The sequence below is a fragment of the Roseburia sp. 1XD42-69 genome (assembly GCF_003612565.1).
Lineage (GTDB): Bacteria > Bacillota > Clostridia > Lachnospirales > Lachnospiraceae > Roseburia_B.
Genome location: NZ_RAZG01000006.1, coordinates 94,447 through 110,674, shown reverse-complemented (window position 1 = coordinate 110,674; position 16,228 = coordinate 94,447). Strand labels below are relative to the sequence as shown.

Annotated in this window: 17 protein-coding genes; 1 reads left to right on the top strand and 16 read right to left on the bottom strand. The window is 45.9% G+C overall.

Annotated elements, in window-relative coordinates; genetic code table 11:
• The first annotated feature begins 108 nt into the window (after positions 1 to 108).
• Entirely contained in the window at positions 109 to 810 is a 702-nt protein-coding gene (locus tag D7Y06_RS04770; protein ID WP_120406689.1) for a YoaK family protein, read from the top strand.
• On the opposite strand, the gene D7Y06_RS04765 is transcribed toward D7Y06_RS04770, so the two are convergent.
• The 16 genes from D7Y06_RS04765 to D7Y06_RS04690 all read right to left on the bottom strand — a co-directional run bounded on the left by D7Y06_RS04765 (position 691) and on the right by D7Y06_RS04690 (position 16,189).
• On the bottom strand, positions 691 to 2,112 hold the full coding sequence (locus D7Y06_RS04765) for an MATE family efflux transporter (protein WP_120406688.1): 1,422 nt from the start codon (positions 2,110 to 2,112) through the stop codon (positions 691 to 693). The genes D7Y06_RS04770 and D7Y06_RS04765 overlap by 120 nt on opposite strands.
• Positions 2,113 to 2,115: 3 nt before the next feature.
• Positions 2,116 to 2,949 (bottom strand): DUF3737 family protein, encoded by an 834-nt coding sequence (locus tag D7Y06_RS04760; protein WP_120406687.1) that lies wholly within the window; start codon positions 2,947 to 2,949, stop codon positions 2,116 to 2,118.
• A 52-nt stretch (positions 2,950 to 3,001) separates the two neighbouring features.
• Complete coding sequence (locus D7Y06_RS04755; RefSeq protein WP_120406686.1) at positions 3,002 to 5,521, bottom strand: heavy metal translocating P-type ATPase; 2,520 nt, start codon at positions 5,519 to 5,521, stop codon at positions 3,002 to 3,004.
• 18 nt (positions 5,522 to 5,539) lie between these two features.
• Entirely contained in the window at positions 5,540 to 5,896 is a 357-nt protein-coding gene (locus D7Y06_RS04750) for a metal-sensing transcriptional repressor (RefSeq protein WP_330566378.1), read from the bottom strand.
• A gap of 106 nt (positions 5,897 to 6,002) precedes the next feature.
• Positions 6,003 to 7,919, bottom strand: coding sequence for an endonuclease MutS2 (locus D7Y06_RS04745; protein ID WP_120406684.1), 1,917 nt, complete (start codon positions 7,917 to 7,919; stop codon positions 6,003 to 6,005).
• A gap of 409 nt (positions 7,920 to 8,328) precedes the next feature.
• Complete coding sequence (locus D7Y06_RS04740; RefSeq protein WP_120406683.1) at positions 8,329 to 8,901, bottom strand: DUF1700 domain-containing protein; 573 nt, start codon at positions 8,899 to 8,901, stop codon at positions 8,329 to 8,331.
• Positions 8,891 to 9,235: a PadR family transcriptional regulator gene (locus tag D7Y06_RS04735; RefSeq protein ID WP_120406682.1), complete on the bottom strand. Its 345-nt coding sequence runs from the start codon at positions 9,233 to 9,235 to the stop codon at positions 8,891 to 8,893. The genes D7Y06_RS04740 and D7Y06_RS04735 overlap by 11 nt, the downstream gene beginning before the upstream one ends.
• Positions 9,236 to 9,352: 117 nt before the next feature.
• Positions 9,353 to 10,702 (bottom strand): MATE family efflux transporter, encoded by a 1,350-nt coding sequence (locus tag D7Y06_RS04730; RefSeq protein WP_120406681.1) that lies wholly within the window; start codon positions 10,700 to 10,702, stop codon positions 9,353 to 9,355.
• Between the two features lie 24 nt (positions 10,703 to 10,726).
• Positions 10,727 to 11,530: an ATP-dependent sacrificial sulfur transferase LarE gene (gene larE / locus D7Y06_RS04725; RefSeq protein WP_120406680.1), complete on the bottom strand. Its 804-nt coding sequence runs from the start codon at positions 11,528 to 11,530 to the stop codon at positions 10,727 to 10,729.
• A gap of 13 nt (positions 11,531 to 11,543) precedes the next feature.
• Positions 11,544 to 12,002, bottom strand: coding sequence for a subtilin biosynthesis sensor protein SpaK (locus D7Y06_RS04720; protein ID WP_120406679.1), 459 nt, complete (start codon positions 12,000 to 12,002; stop codon positions 11,544 to 11,546).
• Between the two features lie 9 nt (positions 12,003 to 12,011).
• Positions 12,012 to 12,488 carry a Cys-tRNA(Pro) deacylase gene (gene ybaK / locus D7Y06_RS04715; RefSeq protein ID WP_120406678.1) on the bottom strand — a complete coding sequence of 159 codons (477 nt, stop codon included), beginning with the start codon at positions 12,486 to 12,488 and terminating at the stop codon, positions 12,012 to 12,014.
• A gap of 221 nt (positions 12,489 to 12,709) precedes the next feature.
• Entirely contained in the window at positions 12,710 to 13,153 is a 444-nt protein-coding gene (locus D7Y06_RS04710) for a hypothetical protein (RefSeq protein WP_158591250.1), read from the bottom strand.
• A gap of 92 nt (positions 13,154 to 13,245) precedes the next feature.
• Positions 13,246 to 13,689: a ribose 5-phosphate isomerase B gene (rpiB, locus tag D7Y06_RS04705; protein ID WP_120406676.1), complete on the bottom strand. Its 444-nt coding sequence runs from the start codon at positions 13,687 to 13,689 to the stop codon at positions 13,246 to 13,248.
• A 36-nt stretch (positions 13,690 to 13,725) separates the two neighbouring features.
• Positions 13,726 to 14,205 (bottom strand): hypothetical protein, encoded by a 480-nt coding sequence (locus D7Y06_RS04700; protein WP_120406675.1) that lies wholly within the window; start codon positions 14,203 to 14,205, stop codon positions 13,726 to 13,728.
• Between the two features lie 113 nt (positions 14,206 to 14,318).
• The gene (locus D7Y06_RS04695; protein ID WP_158591248.1) at positions 14,319 to 14,927 is read right to left on the bottom strand and encodes a response regulator transcription factor; all 609 of its coding nucleotides are present in this window, start codon (positions 14,925 to 14,927) and stop codon (positions 14,319 to 14,321) included.
• Positions 14,928 to 14,971: 44 nt separating this feature from the next.
• Entirely contained in the window at positions 14,972 to 16,189 is a 1,218-nt protein-coding gene (locus D7Y06_RS04690) for a C40 family peptidase (RefSeq protein WP_120406673.1), read from the bottom strand.
• Between the last annotated feature and the right edge of the window lie 39 nt (positions 16,190 to 16,228).

Sequence of the window (16,228 nt, the reverse complement as noted above, 5' to 3'; positions counted from 1 at the left end):
GTATCTGGTATATCCAGATTGTTTTTACAGAATTTGAAAAATGTAAAAAAATGTGCTATGATTTAGTCGTTGCAAAAAACAACCATACAAAAAGGAGCATCCTATAAAATGGAATCAGAAAAACAAACCTTATATCTCCACTGTATTATGTGCATCCTGGGAGGATTTTTAGGGGCATACGCCATTTTGTGCCGCCTGATGAATTTCGGTTCCTCCCAGACTGCAAATATGATTGACATTCTCTGCACCCTCTTTGAGGGGGATGTTACAGATTTCCTCCTGCGGCTTTCGGGGCTTTTCCTGTATGTCCTGGCTATGGTAATCTGTCTTTTGCTGACAAAGAAAACTGCCCTCAATGTGAAACGCTATGCCATTTTTATCGATATGGCAGGGCTTATCCTTCTCACCTTTATCCCCGGGGATATTAACCCAATCCTTGGAATACTGCCTATCTTTTTTATGATGGCCACCCAGTGGAGCGTGTTTTCCGGCAACGGGGAATTTAACAGTTCTACCATATTTTCCACCAACAATTTAAAGCAGTTTACCTTTGCCCTTACCAATTACGTAATAGAAAGAGAAAAAGCACAGCTTCGGAAAGCGAAATTTTTTGGCACTTCCCTGCTGTGCTATCACATAGGCGTTATATTTTCTTTTTTTGCCTGCCGTTCCTTTGGAACCCACGCAAGCTTATGCGCCCTTCCTCTTACCTTCTGCGCCCTGGTACCAACGTTTTCCTGCCAGCCGAAACAAAAACAGAATCCCCCGCACGCAAAGTTCCAGGCACATGGCAACCCACACCCCCTCTAAGCCAAATCTGGGAGCCAAAAATGCCCCCAGGGGGATTCGTACCGCCCACATGCTGAAAAAATTCATGCAGCTTGGAATCAGGGTATCTCCCGCTCCTCTGAAAACTCCCGAAGCCACAATAGATGCTGCGTACATAGGCTCTGCAAAAGCCTCAATGCGCAGGACTTTTGTGCCAAGAGCCCGGATCGCCTCATCCGGGGATAATATTCCAATCATAAAAGGGGCAAAGGCATACAAAAGTACGCCGGTTCCCGCCATCACTGCCATTCCAAGGCAAGTGGCAAGCCACCCCAGCCGCCTTGTCATATCTTTTCTCCCCGCACCGATGCTCTGGCCGATAAGGGTCGTTGCCGCTGTGCCTATTCCATACCCCGGCATATAGCAAAGGCTCTCCGCCGTAACAGAAAAGGAGTTTGCCGCAATGGCCACGGTTCCAAGGGGGGCCACAATTTTTGTGCTCATAATCTGGGCGCCGCACATGACAACCTGTTCAAATCCCACAGGCACTGCAATTTTAACCGCTTTTCTTAAATCTTCCCTTTTAAATCCGGTCTTTTCCCCCTTTCTTAAGTGCAGCATGGGGGATTTCACCAGGAGAAAATAAAGCATAAGTGATGCCACGAAAACTTCCGCAAGGGCAGTCCCAAGGGCCGCTCCCGTCACTCCAAGCCCCGCCCCGGGGCAGAAAAATTCTGCCCCAAAAAGAGACAGTTTTCTGGAGGGAAAAATAAGCACGCTGTTAAATATCACGTCCAATATGCACATGAAAATATGAAGGACGCTGGGAAGGCGCATATTGCCGCTGCACTGGAGCATTCCTCCCGCCGCATTGTTCATTTGAATCGCCGGAAGGGAAAGGGCGTACACAAAAAAATAACGGGAGGCATTTTTGCAGATATCCGCCCCGCCTCCCAGCCACCGGGGGAGAACGCCGCTTAGCCCTGCCCCCAAAAGACAAAGCATCAGACTAAAAACTAAAACTGCAAGAAGTCCCTGTCGCACAATATTCCTGGCTCTTTTTTCTTCCCCTGCCCCGATTCGCTGGGCAATCTGCACCGTAAAACCAATGCTGGCCGCAGAACAAAGCCCCCCCATAAGCCAGGTGCTGGAGGAGACAAGGCCGATAGAGGCGGAATCCTTGGCTCCAAGCTGCCCTACCATGGAAGCGTCAATATACTGCATGACAATGGAAGAAATCTGGGCCATAATGGCAGGAATGCTTAACTGAAAGATTAAAAGGAGCTGCTGGCCAAAGGCCAGCCTTTCCCCTTTCCGCATCTTTTCCAACAAATTTTGTTTCATATATTACCCGATTATGACCTTTCCTTCTGCTTTTTCATCATCCATAATAATCTCTCCCACCGCAGGAACTTTTATGGTTCCCTCTGCCGGATTTTTAATGCTTGCCACAGGGGCAGTAAGTTCCGCCTCCACCTGGGATTTTTCAAATGCCAGATCCGTATCCGTCATCTTACAGTTGATGAGTTTTAAATTCTTACAGTAGCAAAGGGGCTGGGTTCCAATAATATGGCAGTTAATAAAAGTAAGCCCGTCGGCATACCATCCCAGGTATTCCCCCTGAATGGTGCTATCCTTCACCACCACATTTTTTCCGTGCCAGAAGGCGTCCTTTGTGTCAAATTCACAGTTTTCAAACCGGGCATCCTCTATGTACTGAAAGGAATACTTTCCTTTCATGGACACATGGGAAAACTTTATCTGGGAGGAGCGCATAAAAAAGTACTCGCTTTCTGCCCTGCACCCCTCCATGGAAATCCCATTTACAGACCAGCCAAACTCTGGTGATATAATGTCACAGTCTTTTAAAGAGACATTGGCGCATTCCCGGAGGGCCTTGATGCCGTGCAGCTTTGTGTTTCTTATTTCTACGTTTTCCGAATACCACAGGGCGGCGCGGCAGAGCTCTGTCATTTCCGAATCCTCAATTTTAAGATTATGGTTATGCCAGAAGGGATACCGCAGATTAAAATAGCATTTTTTCACCTCTACATCTGCGGCTTCCTTCAAAGCGCTCTCCCCGTCCGCCGGGCCGTCAAAAGAACATTCCAAAACAGAAATGCCCCGTTCCCCGTACAGAGCCCTCTCCATGTCAAACTGCTGCTTTTCCATTACTTTCATCACTTTTTCACTCCACCTTTTATCAAAACTTTTCTTTAAGAACTGTCCTGATTTATGAAATTCCAGTCACCTCATAATCCTGCTCTTCCACGGTTTTCTTTAACACCTCATCGGAAAGTTCTGCATTTAATTTTACAAGGGCAGTCCCCTTTTCGTGGCTCACCACTGCCTCATTTACCTGCTCTAAAGCTTCCAGGCACTTCTTTACCCTTGCCTCACAGTGTCCGCACATCATTCCTTTGATTTCCATTGTCTTTTCCATTTCTACAATCTCCTTTTCACTTTTCTTTTTTACATTTATTTTTTTATCCCTGCGGGTGTCATACATGGAGAAAAAATTAAGTCTCAGTGCATTGCTCACCACACAGAAACTGGATAAACTCATAGCAGCCGCCCCAAACATGGGATTAAGGGTCAGCCCAAAAAAGGGATACCACAATCCAGCCGCCAAAGGAATCCCTATTACATTATAGAAAAAAGCCCAAAACAGGTTCTGGTGGATATTCCTTAAGGTGGCCCGGCTTAACCGGATGGCCGCCGCCACATCCCTTAACCTGCTTTTCATTAAAACAACATCCGCTGCGTCAATGGCAATATCCGTGCCTGCGCCGATGGCGATTCCCATATCCGCCCGCTTTAAGGCCGGAGCATCGTTAATCCCGTCCCCCACCATTACCACTTTGCCTTTTTCCTTTAAGGAGCGGATAACGGATTCTTTTCCCTGGGGCAAAACCCCTGCAATCACTTCATCCACCCCGGCCATGGCCCCGATGGCATTTGCCGTCCTCTCGTTATCCCCGGTGAGCATCACTACATGGATGCCCATGTTTTTAAGCTCTGCCACAGCTTCTCTGCTGTCCTCTTTCATCACGTCCGCCACAGCGATAATCCCCAGGAAGTCTCCCTCACTGGCAAAATAAAGGGGCGTTTTTCCCTCACCGGACAGCCTATCTCCCTGCTGCCTTAATTCCTCTGGCACCGGGGCAAATTTTTCTATAAATTCCCTGTTTCCCCCCGCCGCTTTTTTCCCATTTAATACAGCCCTTAAACCGTTTCCCGCCACAGCCTGAAACTCCTCTGTCTCCAGGGATATTAAGCCTTTTTCCTTACCCAGTGAAACAATAGCCCGGGCAAGAGGGTGCTCGCTTTTTTGCTCTAGGGAATATGCCATGGACAAAAGCTCCTCCTTACCGGTTTTCCCGGCGGGGAAAATGTCCGTCACCACCGGCTCCCCCTTTGTAATGGTTCCCGTTTTATCAAGTGCCACAATGGCAGTTTTTCCCGTCTCCTCCAAAGACACCGCCGTTTTAAACATAATGCCGAACTTTGCCCCCATGCCGCTGCCCACCATAATGGCCACAGGGGTGGCAAGGCCCAGGGCGCAGGGACAGCTTATGACCAGTACGGAAATTCCCCTGGCCAGGGCAAATCCTATTGTCTGGCCTGCAAAGAGCCAGATAAGGATGGTAATCACTGCGATGGTGATAACACTTGGCACAAACACGCCGGAGACCCGGTCAGCCACCTTTGCAATGGGAGCCTTTGTAGCCACAGCATCGCTGACCATCTGGATAATCTGGGATAAGGTGGTATCCTCCCCCACCCTGGTGGCCTGGCATTTTAAAAATCCCGACTGATTCAGTGTGGCTGCGGATACCGTATCCCCCGGCCCTTTGTCCACAGGAATACTCTCCCCTGTCAGGGCGGATTCGTTTACCGCACTGCTCCCCTCTGTCACAACCCCGTCCACAGGAATATTTTCCCCGGGGCGCACCACAAAAATATCCCCCTTTGCCACATCCGAAATGTCCACTTCTGTCTCCTGCCCGTCTCTTACCACCACGGCGGTTTTGGGCGCCAGCTTCATAAGCCCTTTTAATGCATCTGTAGTTCTCCCTTTGGAACGGGCTTCTAACATTTTTCCCACGGTAATTAAAGTGAGAATCATGGCTGCAGACTCAAAGTAAAACTCGTGCATATAGGCCATAACCCCCTCCATGTCCATACGCATCTGGGCATCTGTCATGGCAAACAGTGCGAACACGCTGTATCCGTAGGATGCCCCCGCCCCAAGGGCCACAAGGGTATCCATGTTGGGGGATTTGTGTAAAAGGCCCTTAAATCCATTTACAAAAAACTTCTGGTTAATCACCATAATGCCCGTGGTAAATAAAAGCTGGAAAAGCCCCATGGCTACATGGTTTCCTGCCAAAATCTCCGGCAGGGGCCAGTTCCACATCATATGCCCCATGGACACATACATCAAGGGAATTAAAAGAATCATGGACATTATCAGCCGCTTTTTCATCAGAGGCGTTTCTTTGTCCAAAAGCATCTCTTCGTAATCCGGGGCTTTTGCCCCCTCTTTCTCCCCTACCCTGGGCTTTGCACCGTAACCTGCATCCTCCACCGCCTTTACAATATCACTGGGGTTATAATTTCCCTCCACCCCCATGGAGTTGGTCAAAAGGCTGACAGAGCAGCTTGTCACTCCCTGCACATTCTGCACCGCCTTTTCCACCCTGGCACTGCAGGCGGCGCAGCTCATGCCTGTAACGCTGTATTGTTCCATTTTGCTGATTTCCTTTCTTTATTTCATCATTTTTTTTAAGGTCTGCACCAGCTCATCCACCACCTCGTCATTCCCCTGACGGATATTTTCCACCACGCAGGTTTTCAGATGGTCTGTGAGAAGCACTTTGTTAAAACTGTTAAGGGCCGCATTTACCGCCGCCACCTGGACTAAGATATCGGGACAGTAGGCATCCCTCTCCAACATTCCCTGTATTCCCCGCACCTGGCCTTCAATCCTTTTCAGGCGGTTCATTAAATCTTTAAATTCCTTGTCTGTGCGTTTTTTGTTTTTTCCGCTGCAGCAGCTCTCCATTTCCTCTGCAGGCTCTGTGGTCTGCATATTTTCTGTGATTTCATTTCTTATTGTGTCCATAACTTTCATTCCTTTCCCCAATCTTTTATAATGTAATAAATATAAATTTTCAGCTACACATTATATACTATACCCTTGTTGGGTATTTGTCAATAGAAAAACAAATTTAAGCTTCTCTGTTTTCTTCCTCCATAACAATTAATTCTTCCGTGTATTTTCTATCCATGTTATGCCTGATTTTCCTGTTTTCCACTGTGTCAAAAATAATAGAAAAATCATAATCTTCGGGATATAATTCAGAGGCTTTTACATGAAGTTTCACCCGCTTATGGTTAATCCAGATTTTTTTGCCGGGAAGCTGCACCCTTAAAACGCCTTTCTCATTTATACCTTGGCACACAATCCCAATCTTTTTCTCCGGGTAAACCATCACGCTGTCCCCAATGTGGTATTTCTCCTCCAACTCCTTTCCCCTCTTTTTCTCCTTCCTTCTGATTATTTTTCCGGCAGTTTTATTCTCCGGTTTCTTCTCTTCTTTTTGGAAATTCCAGGCCCTTAAAGCATCTTCCCCGTAGGCGGCCCGTACCGCTGTCCGAAGCATCTCATTTGGCATACCCAGCCTGTCTGCAATGTACAAAGCACAGCTCTCCCCGGCCTCCCCGATTACCATTTGATATGTGGGCCTTAATGTCTCCTTGTCAAAGGTCATTCTGGCATTTACAATCTCCCCTTGCTTTTTTGCATATTCTTTTACCTCGGGATAATGGGTGGTCACAAGAAAAAGCCCGCCTCTTTTTTTCAATTCTTCCAAAATGACAATGGCAATTCCCATGCCCTCCGCCGGGTCTGTGCCGGATCCCAGCTCATCCATAATGACAAAACTCTCTTTGTCCGCTTCCCTCAGCACTTCCAGGACATTTTTAATATGGGCGGAAAAGGTGGACAAATTTTCAGAGATATTCTGGCCGTCCCCGATATCGCAGAGATATGAGCTATTCATGCAGATATCCGCCTCCCGGCAGGTAACATGCAGCCCGCACTGGGCCATCATGCAGTTCAGCATGACCGTTTTTATGGCAACTGTCTTTCCCCCTGTATTCGGCCCTGTTATTACAATGCCCCGGGTATCTACCCCTATTTCAAACTGCAGGGGTATATTGATATTTTTATCCATCAATGGGTGTCTCGCAGATATTAACGCAATTTTCCGCTCCGTATTGAAAGAAGGCTCAACCCCCTCCAAATCCATGCTGAGCTTCCCTTTGGAAAAAATAAAGTCCAGTTTTTCCATATAGAAAATATCTTCCCTTAATCGTTCCGCCGCAGATGAAACCATATCCGTAAGGGTGTACAAAATGCGGTAGACTTCATTCTCCTCCCCGATTTTAAGGCTCTGCAATTCCTCGTAATATTTTGCCGCCCCGGCGGGCTCTATAAATAAAGTATTTCCCGTGGAGGATTTGTCCAGCACGCTTCCTGGTATTTTTAATTTGAATTCCTTTTTTACAGGGACGCAGACCCTTCCTCCCCGGAATGTACAGAAATTATCCGCCATACAGGCTTTGTGGGTGCGCATCACCTGTTCCGCCTTCCCCTTCATCTCCTCCCGGCATTTAACAATTTCTTTTCTGATGCGGGCCAAATCCTTTGAGGCATAATCGTCCACCTCCTCATTTCTAATCTGTCTTGAAATTTCTTCCCGCAAGGATTCCAGGGAATCCAGGTTCTCTTCATAATATGCCAGGGAATTTCCAAAATCCTTCCCTCTTTCCAAATAAAGTTTTAAACGCCGAATCGACGCCAGCACTCTCTCCACCTGCCCTAACTGGCTGGGTGTAAGGCAGCTGCCAAGTTCCGCAGCATTTAAAATCTCATGGATTTCCCCTGTGTTCTGTAAAGGCGGAGTCCCCAGCTTTTCCATAAGATTTTTTCCCTGGGTTGTATCCCGCATCATTTTCCGCAATTTTGTCTCCTCCAGGCAGTAGGACATCTTCCTGATTTTTTCCTTTGCCCCCTCCGTGACAGCCAGATTCATCCACATCTCTTTTATTTTGTCAAATTCAATTATTTTTTCAATATCCATTTTCTTCTCCTGATTATTTATTGTAGTATTCTCCGCCTTACAGGAAAACTTCCGCTTTTCTTATTTTTGCACAAAAAAACAACCATAGCCGCAAATGCATAACGTACCATGGTCGTTTCTCTCCTAATGAAACGCAGTGAAAACCGCATTCCGGAAAAGAAAGGCACGGCCAAAAGCCATGCCTGTACTCTCTGAAAATTTATTCCATAATCGTAAGCAAATTGTAAGGCGAAAACGCCGGCGCTTATCGCCAGCAAATGGGCAGACTTTTCCCGCAGTAAAAGCAGCCCTGCAATATTTATTTTGCAGCTTTCTCCATTACAATCACACTTAACATAAAAATTCCTCCTAAAAATTTTTTAATCTTTTCCTATTGTACCCGCTAATTTGCCCTGTGTCAACCGAAAAATCAAATAGACAAATCCTTTTTTGTCTTTCCAACTTTAATACAATAAAACTTCAGCAGTTTCCAGGCCCCCTGCCCTAAAAAACAGAGAACCGCCCCAATCACCAGGGCTGCAAAAAACTCCCCAAAAGGATTCATAACAGACACGCCGTTTATGGAAAACATCCCTATATTTTCCATATAGGGAAGCCCCAGGTGAAAAATGTAGTCCGTGAGCTTCACCGCCATACAAAGAACAGACAAAACTCCCGTAACAATAAACACCGGTGCCACAATCCCCAAAACAGGAATCACAAACATGCCGGAGAGGCCTGCCACACTGTAAAATGCACATACAGTAAGAACCCTGGTAAAGCTAAACCCCGATTCCTCTGCCATCAAATCCCCCAGATAGGCTTTCGCCAAATCCTTGGGCTCTCCCAGCCGTTTTAAAATTTCCTCCTCAGAGAGATCCCCCTGCTCCATCTCCAAAATAGAGCCTTTGATTTCCTTTACAATGTCAACCCTTTCTGATGTAGGTAAGGGTTTTAAGTACCTCTCCACCGTGGCTAGAAATTTTTCAAATTTAACGTTCATTTTTTTCTCCTTTCAGACATACAATCGCATTTAAAAGATTTTCCCACTCCTCTGACATACGCATAACATACTCCTCCCCCAAAGGCGTGAGGGAATAGTATTTCCTGGGGGGCAGTCCTTCCGCAGAATCTTTCCAGAAAGCTTCCAGGTAATTTTCCTTTAACAGCCTGCGCAGCAGGGGATATACCGTGCTCTCTGTGGAGGCAAGCATGGGATACTTGCTTAATTCCTGCAATATTTCGTATCCATAGCAGGTCTTTTGCCGCAGCATAAGCAAAATACAGTATTCTAAAGTTCCCCGGGCAATTTGGGATTTCCATTTGTCCAAATTCATCTCATACCTCCTTTTCTTTATGTATATCGTACTACACAGTATAAGTTTTGTCAACAGTATTGTGATTAAAAAAATACCCGGATAGGTAAAAAGGCTATCCGGGCATTTTTAACCACGCTAAACATTTTCTTTTAAATATTTTTTATAAGTGACAAGAAACAGCAAAAGGGCTAACGCTGTTGACAAATAGTCTGTAACTGGCTGGGCCATTGCGAGGGTTGTTGGGGTATGGAATATTCCATTCATAGCCAAAAGAATAGGCAAAAACAAAAGACCCTGCCTGCTGATGGAAAGTATCAGGGAGGGCAGCGCCGCCCCGGTGGACTGAATGGCATTGATAAACACAAATAAAATTCCCAAAATCGGACCGGAATAAATATAAATCCTGGCAAAGGACATGCCGTAGGAAAAGGCTTCTTTATTTTCCAGAAATGCCCGAACCAAAGGCCCTGCCCCGCAGTAACAGGTAACTGTCATCACAAGGCTTAACCCCAACGCCAGGGCACAGGAAAATTTCAGCACATCCATATACCGTTTTCTGTTTCTGGCCCCGAAGCAATAGCCCAGTAGGGGCTGTATTCCCGTTCCAAGGCCGATTAAAAGCATGACCACAATCAAATTAACCTTCATGGCAACCCCAAGGCCTGCCACCGCCATATCCCCGTGCTGCATCATAAAATTATTGATTACAATATTTGACACGCTCATTAACACGCTGTTTAAGGACGCCGGAACCCCGATGGCAAACACATCCAATGCAATATGCTCCCTGATTTTGTAATCTTTCGGGCTTATGGAAAGCTTTGCGTTTTTGGACAAGAGATGCACAAGATAAAATACACTGGCAAACACATTTCCCAAAACTGTAGCAACCGCTGCCCCTGCCACATCCCAATGAAATCCCAAAATCATTACCGGGTCTAAAATGATATTTGCCATATTTCCGATGATCATCCCCATCATAGCCGTCTTTGCATTTCCCTCGGCGCGGATAATATTGCTGAATATATTACTTAAGATTAAAAAGGGAATCCCCGCCGCCACAATAGCAAGGTACTGCACCGCATACTCCATGGTATCCGGGCTTGCCCCAATCATAATGCACACAGGTTTCACAAAAATCCAGATGAAAACCATGGAAATCACTCCAATGGATAACCCTGTCCAAAAGCAAAAAGAAGAGGCGTTATCCGCCTTTTTCTGATTTCCTTCACCCAGCATTCTGGATATAAAAGATGTTCCTCCGATGCCGAAAAGCATCCCCACCGCCATAAAGAATAAAAACGCCGGAGTTGCCACGGAAACCGCTGCCACCATGTAGGCATTTTTTGTCTGTCCGATAAAAAAGGTATCCGCCAGGTTGTATACCAAAACCATCATCATACTGATGATAGAAGGTATCACATTCAGCAGAACGGCCTTTGGAACCGGCGCCTTTTCAAATATTTCCGTCGTATTATCTCTCATAATCGTTCTCCTCTCGTATCTGTATCACACATTCATGCTCCCGGTGCGGTATCCCTTAAGGTCCAAAGACACATGGGAAAATCCAAGTCCATGGAACTTATCCCACACTTCTTCCCGGAATTTCTCATCCAAAAACCTCCCAAAATCCTCCGGCAAAACCTCAATCCGTGCCATATCCCCGTGCACCCGCACCCGCATCTGCAAAAATCCCTGCTCCCTTAGAAATTCTTCCCCAAGTTCCACCCTTTTTAACTTTTCCAGGGTAATTTCCTCCCCGTACACAAAACGGGAGGCAAGGCAGGCGTAGGACGGCTTTTCCCAGGCAGGAATCCCCATTTCTTTTAACAGGAAGCGAATCTCAGACTTATATAACCCTGCCTCCCTTAAAGGGCTTAAAATCCCCATCTCTTTAACTGCCATAAGCCCCGGACGGTAATCTCCCAAATCATCCATATTAGAGCCCTCCGCCACATATAAAATCCCCTGCTCCCTAGCTGCTGCGGTAATTTTCAAAAAAAGCTGCCTTTTACAGTGGTAGCAGCGGTCTTTCGGGTTTTTTACAAATTCTTCCAGATCCAGGGGATCAAAATCCAGTACAACCTGGCGTATGCCCCTAGCTTTGCAAAAGTCCTGTGATTCCTTGGTCTCCCTTTCAGGAAAAGCCGCTGAACGTATGGTCAGAGCAAGAACATTTTCCCCTAAAACCTCATAGGCCGCCTGAAGTAAAAATGTGGAATCCACTCCCCCGGAAAAGGCGATAGCGACGCTTTCCAGTTTTTTTATATTGTTTTTCAATTTTTCTAATTTTTCTTTCAGAATTTTTTCCATAAAACCACCTTTTTCAGTAGACGGGGTTCTTATTCATAAACCGCTCCCAGTCCTGGGAATTCCCCTTTGCCTTCACGGTAAAACGGTAGGTTCTCTCTTCCGCATCCAGATAAAAAACATAGTCATCCCCGTCCCTTTTCAAACTGTAAATCCCGCTGCCTTTTAAATCTTGGTACAGGGCAGGGAAATCTTTATTTTTAATCACCTCATCCTCACAGGTTTCCTTAAGATTCCCATCTGCATCAAAAACCTTATACCCCTCCAAAATAATCTCAATTTCTTTTACATGGAAAAGTTTTAAGGTAAGCTGGCTGGTGCCCATTTCCCGCACATCCCGGTTACAGGTGTTCTCCGGCAGGATAGTCACAAATCCCAGTTCAAAAATAAGCTGGTCTCTGTACTCCCTGATTTCCAAAATCTCAGCCCCGGCAAAGTTAAAATGCTCCAATTCATCCACTGTATGATATCCCATAGTCCCTCCTTATTCATCTGTACAGATATCCCCGGTATTTACCCGGACAACTTTTAACAACCCCTCTAAGGTTGTCTCAATCTGGCAGCCGATTTTCCCTCCGCTGAAAAATATTTTTTCCTGGTCTTTGGCGCTCTCATCTATCGTGGTGGGAAATGCCTTTTTCATCCCCACCGGGGAACATCCCCCGTGAATATAGCCTGTGAGGGGAAGCAGTTCTCTTGACTTTATCATCTCTATCTTCTTCTCCCCCACAATTTTTGCAGCCTTCTTTAAATCCAGCTCCCTATTCACCGGAACCATAAAAACATAGTGTTCCCCGGATTTTCCCACTATAACCAATGTCTTAAATACGGCACTGGGATTCTGCCCTAATATTTCAGCAACCTCCATGCCCCCCACTGCCTCCTTCGCCTCATAAGTATGGCATTGGTAAGAAATTTTTTTCTTATCCAGTATACGCATAACATTTGTTTTATCTTCCATGCTGTCCCTTTCTCCTGTCTTTTTCCATTTCAAAAAAGATATACCTTATGGCATATCTTTCGATTAGGAACTGTTAATAAATAACTTTGCAATTTGGTGAAGGATTGGTTCGTACACGCAAGGCGGAGGATGGCGCCGTAGCGGGCTACGGCAACTGACGACAACGCAGTGTGTGCGAATCAGGCCAAACCAAATGTAAAGATTTATTTATTATCAGTTCCTTAATAGCCCAGCTCCTGTTTCATGGTTATATAGAGATGTTTTGCCCTTTGAATTCTCCGGGCAATATACACATCCCAAGTCCGTATCTCCCCCAGACAGTTTTGGACATACAAAAACAGTGCCCCCGTCAGCTTCCTGCAATGCAAATCATATGCCCAGTAAATCATGCCGCTTCTGACTCTTCGGTTCCGCTTTCCTAAAATCGTCTCCGCCAAATCTACTTTTTTCTGAGGTTTTTGGGGCACTGCTATTTGTTTCAAACTTCTGTAAAGAACCGACAATTTTTCCGTATTATGAAACTCTGCCGCTATCTCGTAAAGTTCCAGAAATGTCTCCACTTTTCCACTTTGAATAAGCTCCCCGTACATTTCCTGTATTTTTTCATTCTTCCACTGTTCCTCCTGCCACTTTGCAATCTCCAGGCGGTGGTATTCCATATACACAGGATAATTCTGAGTACATATGCGGAAAGTTGAGCAATTATATTTCTGATAAATGATTTTCGCTTCCGGTATCGTCATATTGAGACATTAAATCAGCCTTTATTCTCCAGTTCCATAATCATAGCCACCCGGTCTGCATGTCTGCCTCCCAAAAATTCTGCATCCAGATACGCCTTCACAATTTCCTTTGCCGTCTCGCTTCCCACAATCCTTGCTCCAAAAGCTATAATATTGGCATTATTGTGCTGTTTCACAAGCCTTGCCGTCACTGGCTCGGAGCACACGGCGCAGCGGATTCCCTTCACCTTATTTGCCGCCAGGGAAATTCCCACGCCTGTCCCGCAGATTAAAATACCGCAGTCCGCTTCCCCTGCAGCCACGGCCCGGGCCACCTTTTCCCCAAAAACCGGATAATCACAACTCTCCGGAGTATCCGTTCCAAAATTAACTGCCTCATATCCAAGTTCCTTTATGTAATCTGCAATCTCCCATTTTAAATCCAAAGCTGCATGATCATTTCCAATTGCAATTTTCATAATACCCTCCGTCCTTTCTCCTGAAAAACATAACTGTTATGCCGTCCTGCTCTTTAACTCCGCCATATCCTTTTCCAAAACCTTCACTTTTTCAAATACATAATCTACTTTTACTTGGTAGGCAAGGTTTTTATCTGCTGCGGGAATCGCCTGGTTTAACTTATTTGTCAGCTCAATAAAATTTTCTGCAATTAATAAAATATTTTTATCCGTATGGTTTTCAATATGCATTCCAATTTCAGCAGTGCGCTGTTTTACCTGCTGAATATCCTCTTTTATTCCACCGATTTCCGCTTTTATTCCACCGATTTCCGTTTTCATTCCACCGATTTCCGCTTTCATTCCACCGATTTCCGTTTTCATTCCACCGATTTCCGCTTTCATTCCACCGATTTCCGTTTTCATTCCACCGATTTCCGCTTTCATTCCACCGATTTCCGTTTTCATTCCACCGATTTCCGCTTTTATTCCATTGATTTCCGTTAAAATTAAATCCAATTTATCATTTTCCGTCATACGCTCCCCTCTTTTCTATAATTTTATTCTTCCTATAGTATAACACATGCACAAGACAAAGTCTATATAAAAATAAAACTAACATAAATTATATTTACTGGTATGTCTTTTTTCTATTTTAATCCTAATCCCTTTCCCTCCGGCACATAGCGGTAACCAGCACCGTACACAGTAAAAATCCGCTCCGGCTCCCCTGCTGCTTTCACCTTTTTCCTAATATCCTTAATATAATTGTCCACATTTCTGTCAATTCCCTCGTAATCCTCCGGAAAAGCCCCCTCCAAAATCTGCTCCCTGGACAGGACATGGTAAGGATGGCGCATCATAAAAGACATCAGCCGGTATTCATTGGGTGTATAAGAAACATGGCTCTTCCCCCATCCGTACCGCTTAAGGATCCCCTCAATGCGGGCAGCTGCTATACTGGGACTTACCGGGGAAATGAGATAATCCTCCGCCCCCTGCTTGAATGCCTGAAGTATAGTCTCTTCATCTTCTTTTCCAGACACAATAAGAAAAGGAATTTCTCTCAAAATCCCTTTTCCCCTGTTTTGAGCGGAATCGCTTACCAAAAGGTCTGCCAAAATCCCCGGCGATTCTCCCTCTGCAATATCTATTTGTTTTTCCCTGCATATTTGACGCAGCTTTCTCACCCAGTTAAAATCCTGTCCCTGTACCAGAACCCTCATGTTTACACCAGCCATTCTTCTGCAGCTATCCAAAAGAGCTGCCTGTTTTCTTTACAGTATGGCTGATTTTCTCTGTGCTATACAATCCGGCGTACAGATAAAATGGGACGGTAGCTGGCATTTGACACTTTTATACCTGTCTTTGCTGAACTTGCATGTACAATCTGTCCGTTTCCAATATAAATTCCAATATGGCCGGAGTAGGATATCAAATCCCCAGGTCTTGCATTGCCGATACCCCCTACGTTTGTACCGCACTGTCCCTGCTCCCCGGAAGTTCTGGGAAGGCTGATTCCAAAGTTTTTAAACACGCTCTGGACAAACCCTGAGCAGTCCGCACCATTCGTAAGGCTTGTTCCCCCATAAACATAGGGATTTCCCACAAACTGAAGTGCAAAATTTGCTATACTTGACCCAAGGCTGCTGCTCTGGCTTCCCTTGTTTCCTGCATTTGTATTCCCGGACGCCGGTGCCTTCCCTGAAGAGGTCCCTTTGGAATTGGAAGCTCCTTTGGAATCTAAAGCTGCTGCCCGCTGTTGTTCTGCCCGGATTGCCGCCTGGCGTTCTTCCTCCTCCCGGCGGAGCCTGGCCTCTTCCTCCTCCTTGGATTCCGCCACTTTGTGCTCTGTATAAACCTCCGCAAACTCTGTGGAAATGTATCCTTCTCCTTCCTCTGTGGAAACTTTCGCCCAGCCTTCCACTTCTTCCTGGACAGGCAGAACTTCCTCCACAGGCAGAAGTGCCATGGTATCGGATTCTGTTGTAGCCTCTTCCCGAACCCGCAGCGTAACCGCTGTTACTTTTGCAAATCGCTCTCCCACTTCATCCGCCTTTGCCAGCCCTTCTTCCCCTCGAAGCGCATACTCAGCTTTAATGTAGCCTTCCACATTTCCGGATTTAATAAGAAGCCATTCTCCGTCTGCCTCTTCCCCGATAATCTCTCCCACGGAATCATCATATAGTTTTCCCACAATTTCTCCCTCCACAGAGGGCTGACTGCGCACATTTATGTAAGAATCCACCTGCGCCACCGCAAGCTCCTGTACCTCCTCCTGTGGGGGCTTTTCATTTTCCAGCTCTTCCTGGTATATCTCCGCTGCCCATGTTGTAACAGATGAAATCCCTGCATGCAGCTTAGCTTTCTCCGGCTCCTGTGACAACTCTTTTTCACTGTCCTGTGCCTGAACCTCTTTTTCAGCTTTTACTTCGCTGGCTGCCGCCGGCATCCCATGTGCAGTTGTAAGTAATGCTGCTGTAATACACAGCATGGCAAGTTTCATATTTCTCTGTTTCATCTTATAATCTCCTTTAATGGCAATTTTGCATATCCCAGG